Origin of the sequence: Streptomyces sp. NPDC002055, assembly GCF_040296705.1 — a bacterium.
In the GTDB taxonomy this organism is placed as follows: domain Bacteria; phylum Actinomycetota; class Actinomycetes; order Streptomycetales; family Streptomycetaceae; genus Streptomyces.
Genome location: NZ_JBEOXS010000006.1, coordinates 63663 through 79181 on the forward strand (window position 1 = coordinate 63663; position 15519 = coordinate 79181).

Annotated in this window: 13 protein-coding genes and 1 pseudogene; 1 reads left to right on the forward strand and 13 read right to left on the reverse strand. The window is 73.0% G+C overall.

Going from position 1 to position 15519, the window contains the following annotated elements:
* Nucleotides 1-18 precede the first annotated feature (18 nt).
* The 11 genes and pseudogenes from ABT112_RS04870 to ABT112_RS04920 all read right to left on the reverse strand — a co-directional run.
* A pseudogene (locus ABT112_RS04870) lies at nucleotides 19-150 on the reverse strand (TetR/AcrR family transcriptional regulator); the annotation flags it as partial.
* 78 nt (nucleotides 151-228) lie between these two features.
* Nucleotides 229-768: a hypothetical protein gene (locus tag ABT112_RS04875; RefSeq protein WP_351505598.1), complete on the reverse strand. Its 540-nt coding sequence runs from the start codon at nucleotides 766-768 to the stop codon at nucleotides 229-231.
* A 362-nt stretch (nucleotides 769-1130) separates the two neighbouring features.
* A complete protein-coding gene (locus ABT112_RS04880) occupies nucleotides 1131-1874 on the reverse strand; it encodes an immunity protein CdiI family protein (RefSeq protein WP_351505600.1) in 744 nt (247 codons plus the stop codon).
* A gap of 166 nt (nucleotides 1875-2040) precedes the next feature.
* The gene (locus ABT112_RS04885) at nucleotides 2041-2700 is read right to left on the reverse strand and encodes a hypothetical protein (protein WP_351505602.1); all 660 of its coding nucleotides are present in this window, start codon (nucleotides 2698-2700) and stop codon (nucleotides 2041-2043) included.
* A gap of 12 nt (nucleotides 2701-2712) precedes the next feature.
* Nucleotides 2713-2943 carry a hypothetical protein gene (locus ABT112_RS04890; RefSeq protein WP_351505604.1) on the reverse strand — a complete coding sequence of 77 codons (231 nt, stop codon included), beginning with the start codon at nucleotides 2941-2943 and terminating at the stop codon, nucleotides 2713-2715.
* Between the two features lie 569 nt (nucleotides 2944-3512).
* A complete protein-coding gene (locus tag ABT112_RS04895) occupies nucleotides 3513-4316 on the reverse strand; it encodes a DUF1295 domain-containing protein (RefSeq protein WP_351505606.1) in 804 nt (267 codons plus the stop codon).
* Complete coding sequence (locus tag ABT112_RS04900) at nucleotides 4313-5602, reverse strand: class I SAM-dependent methyltransferase (RefSeq protein ID WP_351505608.1); 1290 nt, start codon at nucleotides 5600-5602, stop codon at nucleotides 4313-4315. The genes ABT112_RS04895 and ABT112_RS04900 overlap by 4 nt, the downstream gene beginning before the upstream one ends.
* Complete coding sequence (locus tag ABT112_RS04905) at nucleotides 5599-6831, reverse strand: class I SAM-dependent methyltransferase (protein ID WP_351505859.1); 1233 nt, start codon at nucleotides 6829-6831, stop codon at nucleotides 5599-5601. Before ABT112_RS04905 ends, ABT112_RS04900 begins: the two co-directional genes overlap by 4 nt.
* A 164-nt stretch (nucleotides 6832-6995) precedes the next feature.
* Nucleotides 6996-7742, reverse strand: coding sequence for a DUF1365 domain-containing protein (locus ABT112_RS04910; RefSeq protein WP_351505610.1), 747 nt, complete (start codon nucleotides 7740-7742; stop codon nucleotides 6996-6998).
* Nucleotides 7739-9085 (reverse strand): NAD(P)/FAD-dependent oxidoreductase, encoded by a 1347-nt coding sequence (locus ABT112_RS04915; RefSeq protein ID WP_351505612.1) that lies wholly within the window; start codon nucleotides 9083-9085, stop codon nucleotides 7739-7741. Before ABT112_RS04915 ends, ABT112_RS04910 begins: the two co-directional genes overlap by 4 nt.
* A 549-nt stretch (nucleotides 9086-9634) precedes the next feature.
* A complete protein-coding gene (locus ABT112_RS04920) occupies nucleotides 9635-9949 on the reverse strand; it encodes a 4a-hydroxytetrahydrobiopterin dehydratase (protein ID WP_351505614.1) in 315 nt (104 codons plus the stop codon).
* 184 nt (nucleotides 9950-10133) lie between these two features.
* Here ABT112_RS04920 and ABT112_RS04925 point away from each other — a divergent pair, with 184 nt between their 5' ends.
* Nucleotides 10134-11903, forward strand: a complete 1770-nt coding sequence (locus ABT112_RS04925; RefSeq protein WP_351505616.1) for a hydroxysqualene dehydroxylase — start codon at nucleotides 10134-10136, stop codon at nucleotides 11901-11903.
* 81 nt (nucleotides 11904-11984) lie between these two features.
* On the opposite strand, the gene ABT112_RS04930 is transcribed toward ABT112_RS04925, so the two are convergent.
* A complete protein-coding gene (locus ABT112_RS04930) occupies nucleotides 11985-12650 on the reverse strand; it encodes a 4'-phosphopantetheinyl transferase family protein (RefSeq protein ID WP_351505861.1) in 666 nt (221 codons plus the stop codon).
* 534 nt (nucleotides 12651-13184) lie between these two features.
* Nucleotides 13185-15257: a SpoIIE family protein phosphatase gene (locus tag ABT112_RS04935; RefSeq protein WP_502975243.1), complete on the reverse strand. Its 2073-nt coding sequence runs from the start codon at nucleotides 15255-15257 to the stop codon at nucleotides 13185-13187.
* Between the last annotated feature and the right edge of the window lie 262 nt (nucleotides 15258-15519).

Here is a 15519-nt window from a genome sequence, read left to right on the forward strand (position 1 = left end):
TACCGGTCCGGCGTGCGGTCAGGACTGGTCCATGGACCGTTCGATCGCGCGGCGGGCCCGGTCCGCGGCGGTCCGGTCGCGCTGGAGCTGCATGGCCGCGTTCAGTGCCAGTCCGGCGGCGACGATCTCGAACAGCGCCTGGTCGATGTCGAGTGCCAGAAGTCCACGAATGCCTTGTCCAGCGTGGAGATCTGCAGCGTCTCCTCGGTTGGCGCTCGGCCGGGGGAGTCAGTCCAGGCCTGCCGCCCATTCCGTCAGCTTGGCGAAATCATCGATGGACAGGCCGGACTTGGGATCGATCCGGTGCAGGAGAGCGGGACCGTCGTGGTGAGCCTCCACCCATGCTCGATCCGCGAGGGTGATCTCGTCATCGACCCAGGCGAACGCGCGCCCCTTCGCCCACGCGACGATCTCCGGTGTCTTCCAGAACACGCCGCTGGGAGGCTCGGGCCGGGGTGAAGGCCATGGAATGTAGGGCAGGGCGGGCAGCCCCAGGACCGGCGCGAGGAAGTCGTTGGCCTCCTCCTCCCACGTCGTGGCCCAGACCAGGTCGAAGGGGAGCGCGGCCAGCGCCGGCCCGTGGTTCGGGTTGAGCCACACCCGGAGCGGCTTCACTGGCTTGTTCGGCAGCCCCCACTCGGTCAGTCGGCGCCGCTCGGACGCCTCCCAGCGAGGCGTGACCAGCCGGTGCGTCTCATAGCCCGCAGGCCGCCGGTGCGGCTTCGCGGCATACGGGTTCAGCGGTCCGTCCACATCAACCAACAGCACTGGGCGCACAAGCTCCCCCTCCCCCTGTGGATCCTGCCCGGCACGGTAGCGGTCGATGACGAGATCACCCAGCGGAATTCGGGCCGGTGGATCTTGAGACGAGGGTGCTGGTATCCGTAGGCGAAAATCGCCTACGGATACGGATAGCCGGAACAGCGAGAGCAGGCCGAACCTCCCGCGATCCGGGCGATGGCCTGGTCGAACATCGCCCGCCATCGGTCAGGGTCCACGCTACGACCTGCGGCCACCGCACGGTCTCCAGGAGTCCACACGACTCTCCGATGATCACGCGGTGGCCGCACCCGTTCCCGGCCGGGTGTCACCCCGAGGTCACGAAACCGGACTGGCGTATCAGGTCCCGCCTACACCTGCCGCTCGCCTTGCCAGGTGACCGACGTCAGCACGGACAGACCGCCGTGCGCCATGCCCTTGTAGGTCACCTTCCGGTCGGGGCCGATCTCGTGCGCGACGCGTCTCGCCAGTTCCATCCCCTCGCGGAACAGCCGTTGCCACTCCTCGTCGTACGTTCCCTCGTCCCGGTCCTGCACCAAGCGGTTCACCAGTCCGTCGATGCCCTTCGCCCACGCGTACAGACCGGAGACCAGGCTGTCGGACAGGGTCAGCGCGGCGGCGGGGTCGTCGGGGAAGAAGTCCCCGAATCCGTCGGCACGCAGCGGACCGTACTGGTACTCGCCCTCGATCGTGAGGTCGACCGGGTGCGGTGGTGCGTCGTGGCTGTCCCGCTCCCAGTGCAGACGGTCGCAGCCCCAGCACAGCCACTTCACCGTCCTCTGGTGCTCGTCCCAGTAGCGCACCGTCCACGACGGCCCGAGGCGGACAGCCAGTTGCTGAGCAGTCGTCAGACCCTGCTTGACGTGCCTGCGCAGGTCCGGCCGGGAGGTGAATCCTCCCGGCGGGCGGGAGAGCGACCAGGATCGCAGCGCCTCCGCCAGATCCGCCGGGAGGGACAGCCGGTCATCGTCCAGGGGGACGTGGCGGGTGAAGGTGCCGAGGTCCTGGTGGGCACCGGGGTCCTGCGGCTCGTACAGCGGAGACGGCTCGCCCCGTGCCTGCACGAGGATGTCCCGTGGTGCTTCGAGGGTCATGCGATGTTCGCTCCGATCACATATCCGTTGTCGCCCGGGGCCGGGCCGACGTTGGCACCGCCCCCTCACCCCTCGCGCAGCTCAACGGGGCTGGGGTCCACCCCCACGTGAGGGGGACCCCAGCCCCGTTGGTTGTACGAGCAGCGCCCGTCTCATTGCTCTGCTGTTACTCGTTCATCTCCGGCCAGATATTGAAGTCCGTGTCGTCGACGACGTCCTCACCGAGGCCGAGCTCGTCCCCGAGCGCCAGATAACGCTCGTATCGCACTTCGCTGATCCGTACGAAGTACCCCTTCAGCGCGCGGAGCAGCAGGCGGAAGGCGAGGTCCGGATCGACGTCGACGACCTGCTCCAGCGCTGGGACGACACCGGCGAGCGGATTGAAGGAGTTGTGCGCTGTGGCCTGCTCGAGGGCGGGCCCGACCGATCTGATCTCGGTACGGACCGCCTCCTTCACCACCTCGTCCACCTCGGGTGTGGCGGCGGTGGGGGTGTAGGAGGGGTCGTCGTGCCGGATTCTCTCGACACAGCTTTCCACGATCCGGCTCAGCCAATCGCGGCCGTCGATCCCGAGCTCTTCCAGATCGACGGCCCGGAAGGTCCCCGCCAGCCACAGGATTTCAATGTCCCTGCTGGACAGGGGCGATTCCAGCAGCGCGAGGCAGTCCCACAGCAACTGGTGGGCGTAGGCTCCTTCGAACTGATCGGGACTGCTCGTGATGACCCTCATACCGGCGGCTTCGCTGTTTGCCCCGCCAATGTTGATCCACTTGATGACCCCGCTGAGCCCGATGTCGACACCGAGGTGCCGGTATGGCTGCGCCATGTCTTCTCTCTCCTACTGTGGCAGTGGGAAGGCGGTGTAGATCACGAAGTTGTCCGGGACTCCCGTAGCCTCGTCACCTCCGTGGCTGTTGCCCTTGCCCCGTACCGCCTTGATCCGGATGCTCACCTTGCTGCCGGCGTCTACAGGACCTGCGGCGCCCTTTCGCCAGATCTTGCCGAGGGATCCCTCGCCGCGCAGCTCCCACTCGATGGGGAAGAGGTCACGATTGGGGTCGAACCCCACGTTGCTCGGCTTCTTTCACTTGCTCTCGATGAGCAGCGTGTCCTCGTCGGGGCAGACGATGCCTTCCGGGATGTCCGGGTTGGTGCAGAGGAAGAAGTCGACGACGGCACTGAAGGTGACGGTGAAGGTGACTTCACAGCCTTCGAAGCCGGGCTGGATCGCGTCGTTGGCCGGCTTGGCAACCTGCCCGGCCGCCTTGCCCGCGTCGACCGCAGCCTGGGCCGTGACGTGCGCGAAGCCCGCCGCCTTCGCCGAAGCCGCCAGGGCCTTGCCGGCCTCCTTGTTTGCCGCGTCCGCATCTGCACGAGCGGCCTTGGCGAGTTTGTGGCGGGATAGGGGTTACCCGGCCGTGTATGTCGGACCTCTTGATGGCGCAGGCGACGGAATCCGGCCCACGCCGCCGGGCGCGATTCGCTGTCGAGGCCAGGACCAGGCGGATCGCGAAGTCGTCGGGTCTCTCCACCGACGGCCCAGGCTGCCCCTCAAGAACCGACTCGGCGTCATCGAGCACACGCTCCGATCACGTATCCGTTGTCGCCCGGGGTCGGGCCGATGTCGGCGCCGCCCTCTCACCTCCCGCGCGGTGGCCAGGGAAAGAAGCCGCTCGTGCGTGCCCGGTAGTCGGCATAGCCGGGGCGGTCGGCCATGTGGCGTTCCAGGAGGCGTTTGCCGCTGCCGTTGATCAGGAGGTAGCTCATCGCCAGTGGGGAGATCAAGGTGAGTGCGGCGGCGGCCGGGGTGCCGCAGGCGAGCAGGTACAGGCCCCACCAGACACAGAAGTCGCCGAAGTAGTTGGGGTGGCGGGTCCAGCTCCACAGGCCGCGGTCCATGAGGCGTCCCCGGTTGGCCGGGTCGGCCTTGAAGCGGGCGAGCTGGACGTCCCCCACGGCTTCGAAGACCAGGCCCAGCAGCCAGAGGGCCGCCCCGGCGGCGGCGAGGGCGTTCAGCGGGGCGGGGACGTATCCGGCCGCCTGGACGGGCAGGGAGACCAGCCAGACCAGCGCGCCCTGCACCCCATAGACGGTCCGCAGCGCGTAGGCGTTGCGGCTGCCGGGGGCCTTGGCGAGCAGCCGCTCGTAACGCGGGTCCTCGCCGTGGCCGCGGCCGCGCCGGGCGATGTGCCCGGCGAGCCGCAGTCCCCACACCACGGTGAGCACGGTGACCAGCAGCCGCCGCCCGTCGTCGCCGTGGCCGGCCGACATGCCGTACGAGGCCAGGGCGACGGCGGCGAAGGCCACGCCCCAGGCCACGTCGACGATCCGGTGCAGGCCCTTGGCGAGGGCGATGCCGAAGGTGGCGAGCATGACGGCGAGGGCCACGGCCGCCGAGACGGCGAGGCCGGTGCCGAACGCGGCCCAGGGAAAGCCGTTCACGGTCCGTCACCTCCGGGGTACCAGGCGCGCGGTGTGGCGGGCAGCTCGCTCACCCCCTCGGGCGAGGGGCGGACGGCCAGGATCTGGTCGACGCCCATCCGGCGCTCCTCGAAGGCCAGCGCGGCGCCGACCAGGTAGAGCCGCCACACCCGGGCGGTCTGCGGGCCGACCAGGGACAGGAACTCCGGCCACCGCTCCTCGAGCGTACGGTGCCAGGCGCCGATCGTGCGGACGTAGTGCTCCCGGAGGGCCTCCACGTTCCGCACTTCCAGGCCCGCGTCCTCCAGGAGGGAGACGGTCCCGCCGAGCGGGCGCATGTGCATGTCGGGGGCGATGTAGGTCTCGATGAACGCGCCGCCGCCGGGGGCGTTCGCCCCGCGGGACATCTGCTGGACGAGCACCCGGCCCCCGGGCCGGAGCATCCGGTGCAGGGTGCGGGCGAAGTGCGGGTACTCGGCGTCGCCGACGTGTTCGCCCATCTCGATGGTGGACACCGCGTCGTATCCGCCGCCCGCCAGGTCGCGGTAGTCGCGGAGTTCGACCTCGGCGAACTCCTCCAGGCCGCGGGCCCGGATCTCCTCGCGCACATGGTCGCGCTGTTCGCGGGAGAGCGTGACGGCGGTGACCCGCACCTTGTGCTCCCGCGCGGCGTGCAGGGTGAGCGAGCCCCAGCCGCAGCCGATGTCCAGCAGCCGCATGCCGGGCCCGAGCCCGAGTTTGCGGCAGATCAGCTCCAGCTTGTCGCGCTGGGCGTCGGCGGGCCCGTACTCGGGGTCCTCGCTGGTCCAGTAGCCGCAGGAGTAGGCCATGGTCGCGTCGAGGAGGAGCCGGTAGAAGTCGTTGGAGAGGTCGTAGTGGTGGCTGATGGCGGCGCGGTCGCGGGCCTTGCTGTGCAGGCCGCCGCTCAGGCCGGCCGGTGTGCCGGGGGCCGGCGGGCGCGGGCCGACGGCGCCGAGCCGCAGTGCGGTCCCGGCGGCCCGGGCGAGGTCGGCCGCGGAGGGCCGGGGCGCGTGCAGACCGCGTTCGCGGACCGCCCGCCAGACGGTGCGCAGGCCGTCGGCCAGGTCGCCCTCGATGTCGATCTCACCGGCGATGTAGGCCTGGGCGAGGCCGAGTTCGCCGGGCTGCCAGAGCAGCCGGCGCAGGGCGCGCCGGGAGCGGAGGACGACCACGGGCGCGTCCTCGGGGCCGGCGGCGCTGCCGTCCCAGGCCCGCAGCCGTACGGGCAGCCGGCCGCCGAGGAACTGCTCCAGCAGGGGCGCGAGGTGGTGGGCGGCGCCGGTCATCGGGCGGTCGCCTCCTTCGTCAGCAGGAGCTGCCGCACATCGAGGTAGCGGGACCGGAAACCCGCCTCCGAGTAGGCGAGGTAGAAGGTCCACATACGGCGGAACGTGGCGTCGAAGCCGAGCGCGCCGACCTCGTCGGCGCGTTCGGTGAAGCGTTCCCGCCACAGGCGGAGGGTCTCGGCGTAGTGCGCTCCGTACGCCTCCGAGGCGGCCACCCGCAGCCGGGTGCGGCCGGCGGTGGCCTGCTCGATCGCCTCGGTGGAGGGCAGTTGGCCGCCGGGGAAGATGTACTTCCCGATCCAGGTGAACGTGGTGCGGGTGGCCAGCATCCGGTCGTGCGGCATGGTGATCGCCTGGAGGGCGGCCCGGCCGCCGGGGGCCAGCAGCCGGTCCAGGGCGGAGAAGTAGACCGGCCAGAACTCGGCGCCGACCGCCTCGATCATCTCCACGCTGACGACGGCGTCGTACTCCCCCTCGACCTCGCGGTAGTCGCGGAGCAGCACCGTGACCCGGTCCGCCAGACCGGCCTGTTCGATGCGGCGTACGGCGAGGTCGCGCTGTTCGGCGGAGAGCGTCACGGAGACGACCTCGGCGCCGCGGGCCGCCGCGCGGAGGGCCAGCTCGCCCCAGCCGGTGCCGATCTCCAGGAGCCGGGTGCCGGCGCCGACCCGCGCCAGGTCCAGCAGCCGGTCGATCTTGCGGTGCTGGGCGGCGGGCAGCAGGGACTGCTGGGCGGGGAAGCCGCGGAACACCGCCGAGGAGTACGTCATCGTCGGGTCGAGGAAGAGCGCGAAGAGGTCGTTCGACAGGTCGTAGTGGCGGTGGATGTTGCCGCGCGCGCCGTCGGGGGTGTTGCGCTGGGCGGCGGGCCGCCGCCGGGCCCACAGCCCGCGCAGCCGCTGGAGGGGTTCGGGGATCAGGGTGGCGACGTGCTCGGCGACCGCGGACAGCACGCCCACCAGGTCGTCGGTCTCCCACTCCCCCGCCATGTAGGACTCGCCGAAGCCGATGGTGCCGGTGGTGCCGACGCGCCGGAAGAAGGCGTCCGGGTCGTGGATCTCCATCAGCGGGCCCCCGGCGCCGATGGTGTCGCCGTCCCCGAGGCGCACCCGGAGCGGCAGCCGGTCCAGGGCGCGGCGCACCAGCGCCTCCGCGGCGGCGGTGCGCGGCCGGGAGCACCGGGGCACGGCGGCCACGTCGGGCCACCGCTCCGGGTCCGCGGTGCGCACGGCGGGCGCGGCCGGGCGGACGGTCGGGGCGGCGCGGGCGGTCGGGGCGGCGTCTGGGGCGGAGCCGCCGGGCGCGGGGACGAGGACGGGGCTGCCGGGGGTTCCCGTGGTGACGGGGGGCTTCGCGCCGGCGGGTGTACGGGTGTCCGTGGACGCGGACAGGCTCACTGCTGACCCTCCTGGGTTCGGTGACGAGGACGGGGCTGGACGGGCAGCCCCCGCAGGAACAGCCGGATGCCGTGCATCCGGATGCCCAGGGACACGGCGGCGGTGGACCAGGGGTGGCGGACGGCCGCGCGCAGCAGGCCGAGCGGGCCGGCGGGCCGGCGCCGTCCGCGGAGGGTGGCGGTGAACGGCCGCTGCCCCTCGCGTTCCAGGTGCACCGTCAGGTCGAGGGCGTCGCCGGGCTCCGGGAGCCGCATCCGGTAGCCGCCGTCGACCGGGAAGAACGGCGAGACGTAGAACTCCTTGTCCACCCGGGCCTGGTGGCGTGCGTCGGTGCGGAGCAGGTAGCAGTGCCGTCCGCCGTAGGTGTTGTGGACCTCGGCGACGACGCAGACCGGGGCGCCGTCGCGGTCGTGGCACCAGTAGAGGGTCAGCGGGTTGAACACGTACCCGAGGACGCGGGCGTGGCCGAGCATGAGGACCCGGCCGCCCGCCAGGTCGATGCCCTGGGCGGCCAGGTACCGGTCCAGCCCGGCGCGGATCGTGGGGGCGGTGCCGCCGAAGTGGTCGCGGGGGTCGAAGCGGGCCAGCGGGCGCAGCGGGCGGGGCAGCCGCGGGAGCCGGTCGGGGTCGACGAACCAGAGGTAGGTGCGGTGCCGGAAGGCGTAGCGCCGCGGCCGGGTGCGCACATGCGCCACCGTGCAGGCGTAGAGGGCGGGGGCGGCCGGCGGGGCCGGGGCGGTCACCAGGCCACCCCCAGGGCGCGGGCCGCCTCGACGCCGGAGCGGCAGCCGTCCTCGTGGAAGCCCCAGCCGTGGTACGCGCCGGCGTAGGCGGTGACCGGGCCGCTGAGCCCGGGCAGCCGCCGCTGGGCGGCGACGGACTCCGGGGTGTAGACGGGGTGTTCGTAGACCATCCGGGCCAGGACGGCGTCCTCGGCGACGCGGTCGGTGCCGCCCAGGGTGACGAGGTAGTCCTCGGGGGCGTCGAGCCGCTGGAGCCGGTTCATGTGGTAGCTGACCCGCACCGCGTCGGCGGAGGCGCCGCAGGAGGGCATCAGGTAGTTCCAGGAGGCGCGCGCCCCGGGGCTGCGGGGCAGCAGGGAGGCGTCGGTGTGCAGCAGGGTGGGGTTGCGGGAGTAGCGGAAGGCGCCCAGCACCGCGCGCTCGTCGTCGGTGGGGTCGGCGAGCAGCCGGAGCGCCTGGTCGGGGTGGACGGCGATGACGACGGAGTCGTGGCGGTGGGTGTCGCCGTCCTCGGTGACGATCTCCACGCCGCCCGGGAAGCGGCGCACCGCCCGCACCGGGGTGGCCGTGCGGACGGCGGTGAGCTGCTTGGCGGCCCGGTCGACGTAAGCGCGGGAGCCGCCGGTCACGGTGCGCCAGGTCGGGGAGCCGGCGATGCCGAGCAGCCCGTGGTTGGCCAGGAAGCGGAAGAGGTAGCGGGCCGGGTAGCGCAGGGCGGTCTCGGAGCTGCAGGACCAGACGCAGGAGACCACGGGGGTCATGAAGTGGGCGGTGAAGTACGCGGAGAAGCGGCCCTCGGCGAGGAAGTCGCCCAGGGTGCGGTCGGTGGTGGCGGTGCGGTCGGGTGTGCCGCTGCGGTCGGTGGTGTCGCTGCCATCCTCGGTGCCACCGCGGTTCTCGGTGCCGGTGCCGTCCTCGGCGAGCAGCTTCCGGGCCCGGCGGTGGAAGGCCGTGACCTCGGTGAGCATCCGCAGGTAGGAGGGGTGGACGGCGTTGCGGGGCCGGGCGAACAGGCCCCGCGGGCCGCGCGCCCCGGCGTACTCCAGACCGCACCCCTCGCACCGCACCGACATGCTCATCTCGGACTCCTGGGTGGTCACCCCGAGTTCACGGAAGAGGCGCAGCAGATGCGGATAGGTGCGTTCGTTGTGGACGATGAAGCCCGAGTCGACGCGGTGCACCCGGCCGTCGGAGGACGGGACGTCGTGGGTGTGGGCGTGCCCGCCGAGCCGGTCGTCGGCCTCGTACAGGGTCACCTCGTGCGAGCGGTGCAGCACGTGGGCCGCTGTCAGCCCGGCCACTCCGCCGCCCACCACGGCCGTCCGCCGCCGTTCCACCGCCATGCCGCTGTCCCTCCGCACCTGCCGCGAACCGATCCCTCGCAGCTCATTCGGTGTGGCGGGGGTCGCGGATTGGTCGGTTCCGCGATCTTTTTCAGTCCGGGGGCACGCTCACTCTTTCGAGTGAGGAGACCCATCCATCGGACCGGTTCGCGACGAATGCGGGGTGTGAGCGGCCACCGGCGGCCGGGTGTCCTTCGGTGGGCTCGCTCCGGATGGCGGCAGCGGACCGTGAGCGGCGCCCTCACCGGCGCAGGCTCCCCTCCATCGCGGCCGCTGCCGCGGCGGCTGTCTCGGGGGCGGTGGGCGCCATGGGTCGTGGCCCCGCCGCCCGAGGGACCGGGGCAGCCGCTTCCGGTGCCGCGCGCCTGCCGGCGCCGCTGACGCCCAGCGGACCGGGTGGACGGGCCGGGCCGGGTGGACGGGCCGGGCCGGGTGCCGGATCCGGTGGACCGGACGGACCGGGTTGACCGGATTGACCGGGCGGACCGGGTGAACCGGGTGGCGGCCGGACCGCGAGAACCTGGTGGACCGGCGGGCGGCTGAATCCCGTCAGCCCGTGCCGCCCACCCCGTGCTCCGCCGCGATCTGCTCGATGCGGTGCGCCAGTTCGAGGTCCAGCTCCGTCACCTTGCCGCCCGCGCTGTGCGTGTTCACCGACGCGGTCAGCTTGTTGTAGCCGAGCGTCAGATCGGCGTGGTGGCCCAGGGCCTCCTGCACCCGGGCGATCTGCCCGACCATCGCCGCCGCCGCGAGATGTCCCCCGCAGGTGTAGGTCCGCTCGATCCGGTCCCCCTGCAGGGACCAGTCGGGCAGCTCCGCGAGTCCGTCCTGGATCTGTGCGCGCGTCAGCGGTTCGGGTGCCATGGGTGCTGCCCTCCGTGCTCGGTGCCCGGTCGCGGCCCCGGTGGGTGCCGCATCTCCACCCTGCCACCGGACGGGGTCGGATTCGCGCCAATGTGCTCCCGGCGCGGGAGTTCCCTTCCGGGTGACCCGGGAGGCTTCTATGCTCCGCCGGACGTTGCGGTTACCGGCGGTAGTAGGGGGCGGTATGCACCGTACGGGCAGGACCAGACGGACGTTCGTGGCGGGCGCAGCGGCGGCGGCCGGCAGCGCCGCCCTCCCGGCCGGGCAGGCGGCGGCAGCGCCCCGCGGGCCGCGCGCCGGGCGGACCGTCGCCGTGCTCGGCGGCGGTGTCGCCGGGCTGACCGCCGCCCATGAGCTGGCCGAACGCGGCTTCGCGGTCACCGTCCTGGAGAAGAAGGGCCTGGGCGGCAAGGCCCGCAGCATGGACGTGCCGGACAGCGCCCGGGGCGGCCGCAAGCCGCTGCCCGGTGAGCACGGCTTCCGCTTCATCCCGGGCTTCTACCGGAATCTGCCGGACACCCTGCGCCGCATCCCGTTCCCGGGCAACCGGAACGGCTGTCACGACAACCTCGTGGCCTCGACCGAGGTGATGCTGGCCCGGACCGGGCGCGAGGACATCCGGCTGCCCTTCTCGACCCTCGGTACGCCGCCCGGACCGCTCTCCCCCGACGATCTGCTCCGCACCGTCACGGGACTGCTCGTCACGGCCGCCCACCTGCCCGCCCACGAGGTCGCGTACTTCGCCAACCGGGTCCTCGTCTTCTTCACCAGCTGTGACAAGCGGCGGCTGGACGACTGGGAGCGCACCTCGTGGTGGTCGTTCCTGCGGGCGGCCCGGATGTCCGCGGACTACCAGCAGCTGCTGGCCATCGGCATCACCCGCAACATCGTCGCCACCAAGGCCGAGGTGGCCAGCACCCGGACGGTCGCCAACTGCTTCGAGGCGTTCTTCTTCAACATGCTGGGGCGGGCCGCGGACGGCGAACCCGACCGGGTCCTCAACGCCCCCACGAACGAGGCGTGGATCGACCCCTGGGTGGCCCATCTGCGGAGCCTGGGGGTGCGGTTCGAGGTCGGCGCGACCGTGCTGGACCTGCCGTACGCCGACGGCCGGGTCACCGGGGCCGTCGTCCGGGACGCGGACGGCACCCGGCGCACCGTCACCGCCGACCACTACGTCTGCGCCATGCCCGTCGAGCACGCCCGCACCGTCTGGGGCCGGGCGCTGCGGGCCGCCGACCCGCAGCTGGGGCGCGCGGACCGGCTTGAGACCGACTGGATGACCGGGATCCAGTTCTATCTGACCGAGCCGACCCCGGTGATCCACGGGCACATCAACCACCTCGACTCCCCCTGGTCCCTGACCTCCGTCGGCCAGGCGCAGTTCTGGAAGGGCCGGAATTTCCCCGCCGACTACGGGGACGGGCAGGTCCGCGACTGTCTGTCCGTCGACATCTCCGAGTGGAGCCGGCCCGGCATCCTCTACGGCCGGACGGCCAAGCAGTGCACCCGGGAGGAGGTCGCCCGCGAGGTGTGGGCGCAGCTCAAGGCGGCGCTGAACGACACCGGGCGCACCGTGCTGCGGGACAGCGCCCTGCACTCCTGGTTCCTGGACCCGGCGGTGGACGGCATCGGCACGCCCGAGCCGCGCAACGACGACCAGCTGCTCATCCATCCGACGGGCACCTGGTTCAACCGGCCGACCGCCCGCACCGCGGTGCCCAACCTCTTCCTCGCCGGGGACTACGTGGCCGTGGACATCGACCTGGCGACGATGGAGGGCGCGAACGCCGCGGCCCGGCAGGCCGTCAACGCCCTGCTGGAAGCCTCCGGTTCACCGGCGCCGCGGTGCACGGTCACCCCGCTCTACCGGGCACCGGAGTTCGACGCGCTCAAGCGGCACGACGAGTTCCGCTACGGTCTCGGGCTGCCGAACCTGTTCGACCTGGGGTGAGCCGGGGACGGTCATTCACCCGGGGACGGTCATCGGGCCGGGGACCGGCCGTTGGCGCCGGCCGTTGGGGCCGGGGGGGCGTCAGGCGGGTGCCTCGCAGGCGACCGCCGTGAGGACCACGCCCCGCTCGGACAGCCACCGGCCCTCCAGCATCCGGACCGGCGCCCCGGCCACCTCCAGGCCGGGGACGAGGAGTTCCACGCCGAAGGTGCCGTCCCGGCGCAGTTCGACGAACGCGTCCTCGAAGCCCAGCCAGCGCCGGGTGAGCGGGAACCACGTCTTGTAGACGGACTCCTTGGCCGAGAAGATCAGCCGCTCCCAGTGGATGCCGGCGTCCCTCGCGGCCAGGGCGCGGAGCAGCTCGCGCTCGCCGGGCAGGGTGACGGAGTCCAGCACCCCGTCAGGCAGCGGGCCGGCCGGCTCGGCGTCGATCCCCAGGCTCACCACCTCGGTGTCCCGCGCGACCGCGCAGGCCCGGTACCCGTCGCAGTGCGTCATGCTGCCCGCGACCCCCGCCGGCCAGCTCGGCGCGCCGCGCTCCCCCGGCACCAGCGGGACCGGGGCGTGGCCGAGCCCGGCCAGCGCCCGCCGTGCGCAGACCCGGACCGTGGTGAACTCCCGCCGCCGCTTGTCCACGGACCGGGCCACCGCCACCTCTTCCTCGGGGAAGAGCCGCGCCTCGCCGGCCGGTACGTCGTCGCCGAAGGACTCGGCGGTCACCGCGCGGGACGGCAGGAGCCTGCCCATGAGCGAGGTGGACGCGCCACGGACGGGCGGACTCTGCACGGCGACTCCTCAGGGGTCGTCGACCGCCGGGTGGACGGTCACGGTGCCGGGGCGGTGCTCGAACGGTGGACCCGAGGAGTTCCGCTGCTTCCTGCGGCGGCGAGGGAACCGGAATCCTCAAGCGGCGGCGGCCGCGCCCGCGGTCGCCGTCGACGCCGTTCATCCTACCGGGGGCCGCCCCGTCCGGGCCGGAGCCGGCGGCGCGCGCGGCGCGCGATCGTCGCTCAACTCTCTTTCCATCAGGGGCAGTTGGGTGAGGCTCCAGGGACCCGCCCAAGTGACCGGAACTGCTCACCCGGGACGGACCGGCACACTTCCCCGCCGCCCCCTCGCCCGCCACGGACAGCCGTTCCCGCGCCCGGGCCGGGGGCGTACCGGAACGGAGGTACGCCCTCGGACCCGCCCCCGGCCCGCCTCCGGACCCCGCTGTGCCGTGCTCACGCCGCGCCGCCGCTCCGGGGCCGCGCGGACCGGCGCGTCCGGCCCCCGCCGGGGTCAGCGGTCCGGCCGCACCGGACGGGCGAGCAGCACCGCGACGTCGTCCTGGGAGCCGGCCGGCAGCAGGTGCGCGAGGATGCAGTCGCAGATCTCCGGCAGCGGGTCCTCCAGGTGCCGCAGCGACCGGGCGAGCTGCCGCATGCCCTCGTCGATGTCCCGGTCCCGGGCCTCGATGAGCCCGTCGGTGTACATCACCAGCAGACTCCGCTCGGGCAGCGCCACCCGCTCGGTGCGGAAGTCCTGTCCCCCGGTGCCCAGCGGGGTGCCGGAGGGGCCGTCGAGGAAGGTGATCGTGCCCTCGGTGTCGGCGACGGCCGGCGGCGGGTGGCCGGCGCGGGCGATCAGGCAGCCGCCGGCGGCGGGATCGTGCACGGCGTAGACGCAGGTCGCCATCTCGTTCTCGCCCAGGTCGGCGACGACGGCGTCCAGGGAGCGCAGCATCTCGGACGGCGGGATGTCATGGCGGGCCAGCGTCCGTACCGCCGTGCGCAGCTGCCCCATGACGGCCGCCGCGTGGATGCCGTGCCCCATGACGTCCCCGATGACCAGCCCCGTTCTGCCGCCGGGCAGGGCGATGGCGTCGAACCAGTCGCCGCCGACCTCCTGCTCGCTGGCGGGCAGGTAGCGCCCGGTCAGATCCAGCCCGGGGACGCTCGGCAGGGCGCTGTTGGTGAGGCTGCGCTGCAGGGTGAGGGCCGCCTCGCGCTGGCTGGTGTACATCCGGGCGTTGTCGATGTTCAGCGCGGCCCGGCCGACCAACTCGTCCATGAGGACGTTGTCCTGCTCGTCGAACGGCTCCCGGCGGCGGGTGCGGGTGGCCATCACCGCGCCGAGCACCTTGCCCCGCGCCACCAGGGGGACCATGCGCGCCGAGCCGAGGCAGGTCCGCAGGTAGCCGCGCAGCCGCTCCTCCTCCGGGTCGGTGATGAGCGCGGCGATGTCCGGGAGGTAGAGGTTCAGCGGGCGGCCTTCGGAGACGACCCGCTCGTACACCGAGGAGGGCGGGATGCGGTAGGTACGGCCGACCGCCAGCTCCTCGTCGGGGGCGTCCGGATCGGTGAAGGCGGCGGCGATCCGGCGCACCATGCCCTGGGCGGAGGCGGCGGTCTCATCGGGGTTGAGCACTTCCTCCAGCAGCTGTACGTCGGCCGAGTCGGCGAGCTGGGGCACCAGGGCCTGCACCACCTCCTCGGCCGTCTGCCGCAGGTCCAGCGTGGTGCCGATCTTGATCCCGGCCTCGGCGAGCAGGGCGAACCGCTGCCGCGCCCGTTCGGCGTTCACATGGGCGCGCTGCCCCTCGGTGATGTCGATGAGGGAGGCGATCAGGCCCAGCGGGCGGCCGGAGCCGCCGAGCAGCGGGGCGTAGGAGCTGGACCAGACGCGGTCTTCGCCGGGGGCGGCCGGGGTGCGGCCGATGCGGCGGAAGTCCACCACGGCCTCGCCGCCGGCCAGCACCTCCCGCATCACCGTCTCCAGTTCCTCGGCGTTGACCTCCGGTGCCACCTCGGTGACCCGGCGGCCGATGTGCTCGGCGGCGGAGACGCCGTTCATCCGGGCCAGGGCGTCGTTGACCCGGACGTAGTCCAGCTCGGGGCTGAGCATGGCCAGCCCGATCGGCGACTGGGCGAACAGGCCTTCGAGCGCGGCCAGGGAGTCCCGCATCCGGACGACGGCGGAGGTCTCGGCGGCGATGACCAGGTTGCCGGTGCGGCCCTCCGGGTCCGCGGTGGGGCAGATCCACATCTCCATCTGGACGAAGTGCCCGTCCCGGTGGCGCACCGGGAGCGTGCCGACCACGGCCTCCCCGGACCGGACGCGCACGGTCAGCTCGTCGGCGAGGCCCCAGTTCTCCTCGGGTACGAGGGTCTGCTTCACCGGGCGGCCGAGGACGTCCTCCGGTGCGTGGCCGAGCAGTTCCTCGGCGGCCAGTGCCCACTGGACGATGTGCCCGTCCGCGTCGTCCCGCCACAGCGCGATCGGCAGCAGTTCACGGAACACACCGGCATACCCGACCCCGGGCCGGGGCGGTTCCGGTGTGTCGCTCGTCGGCTCGTGTGTGTCCACCGCCATGACCATCCTGGCCATGGGCCGCTTCCCGCCGCCGCTCCGCCGGTACCGAAGGCCGCGTTCCGGTGCGGAAAGCCGCCCACGCACCATCGGTACAGCGTCCGCGGGCGCAGGGTCCTCGGGCGCAGGCTCCTCACGACCAGCGTATCCGAGGGGCTGCGGGGAGGGGCGGCGGCGATCCCGGGCCCGCCGCGGCCCGGTCCCGGGGCGGTCGCGGCGGGGGTATCCGACGAGCGCGGCACCGCGCCGGGACCTACGGTCGAAC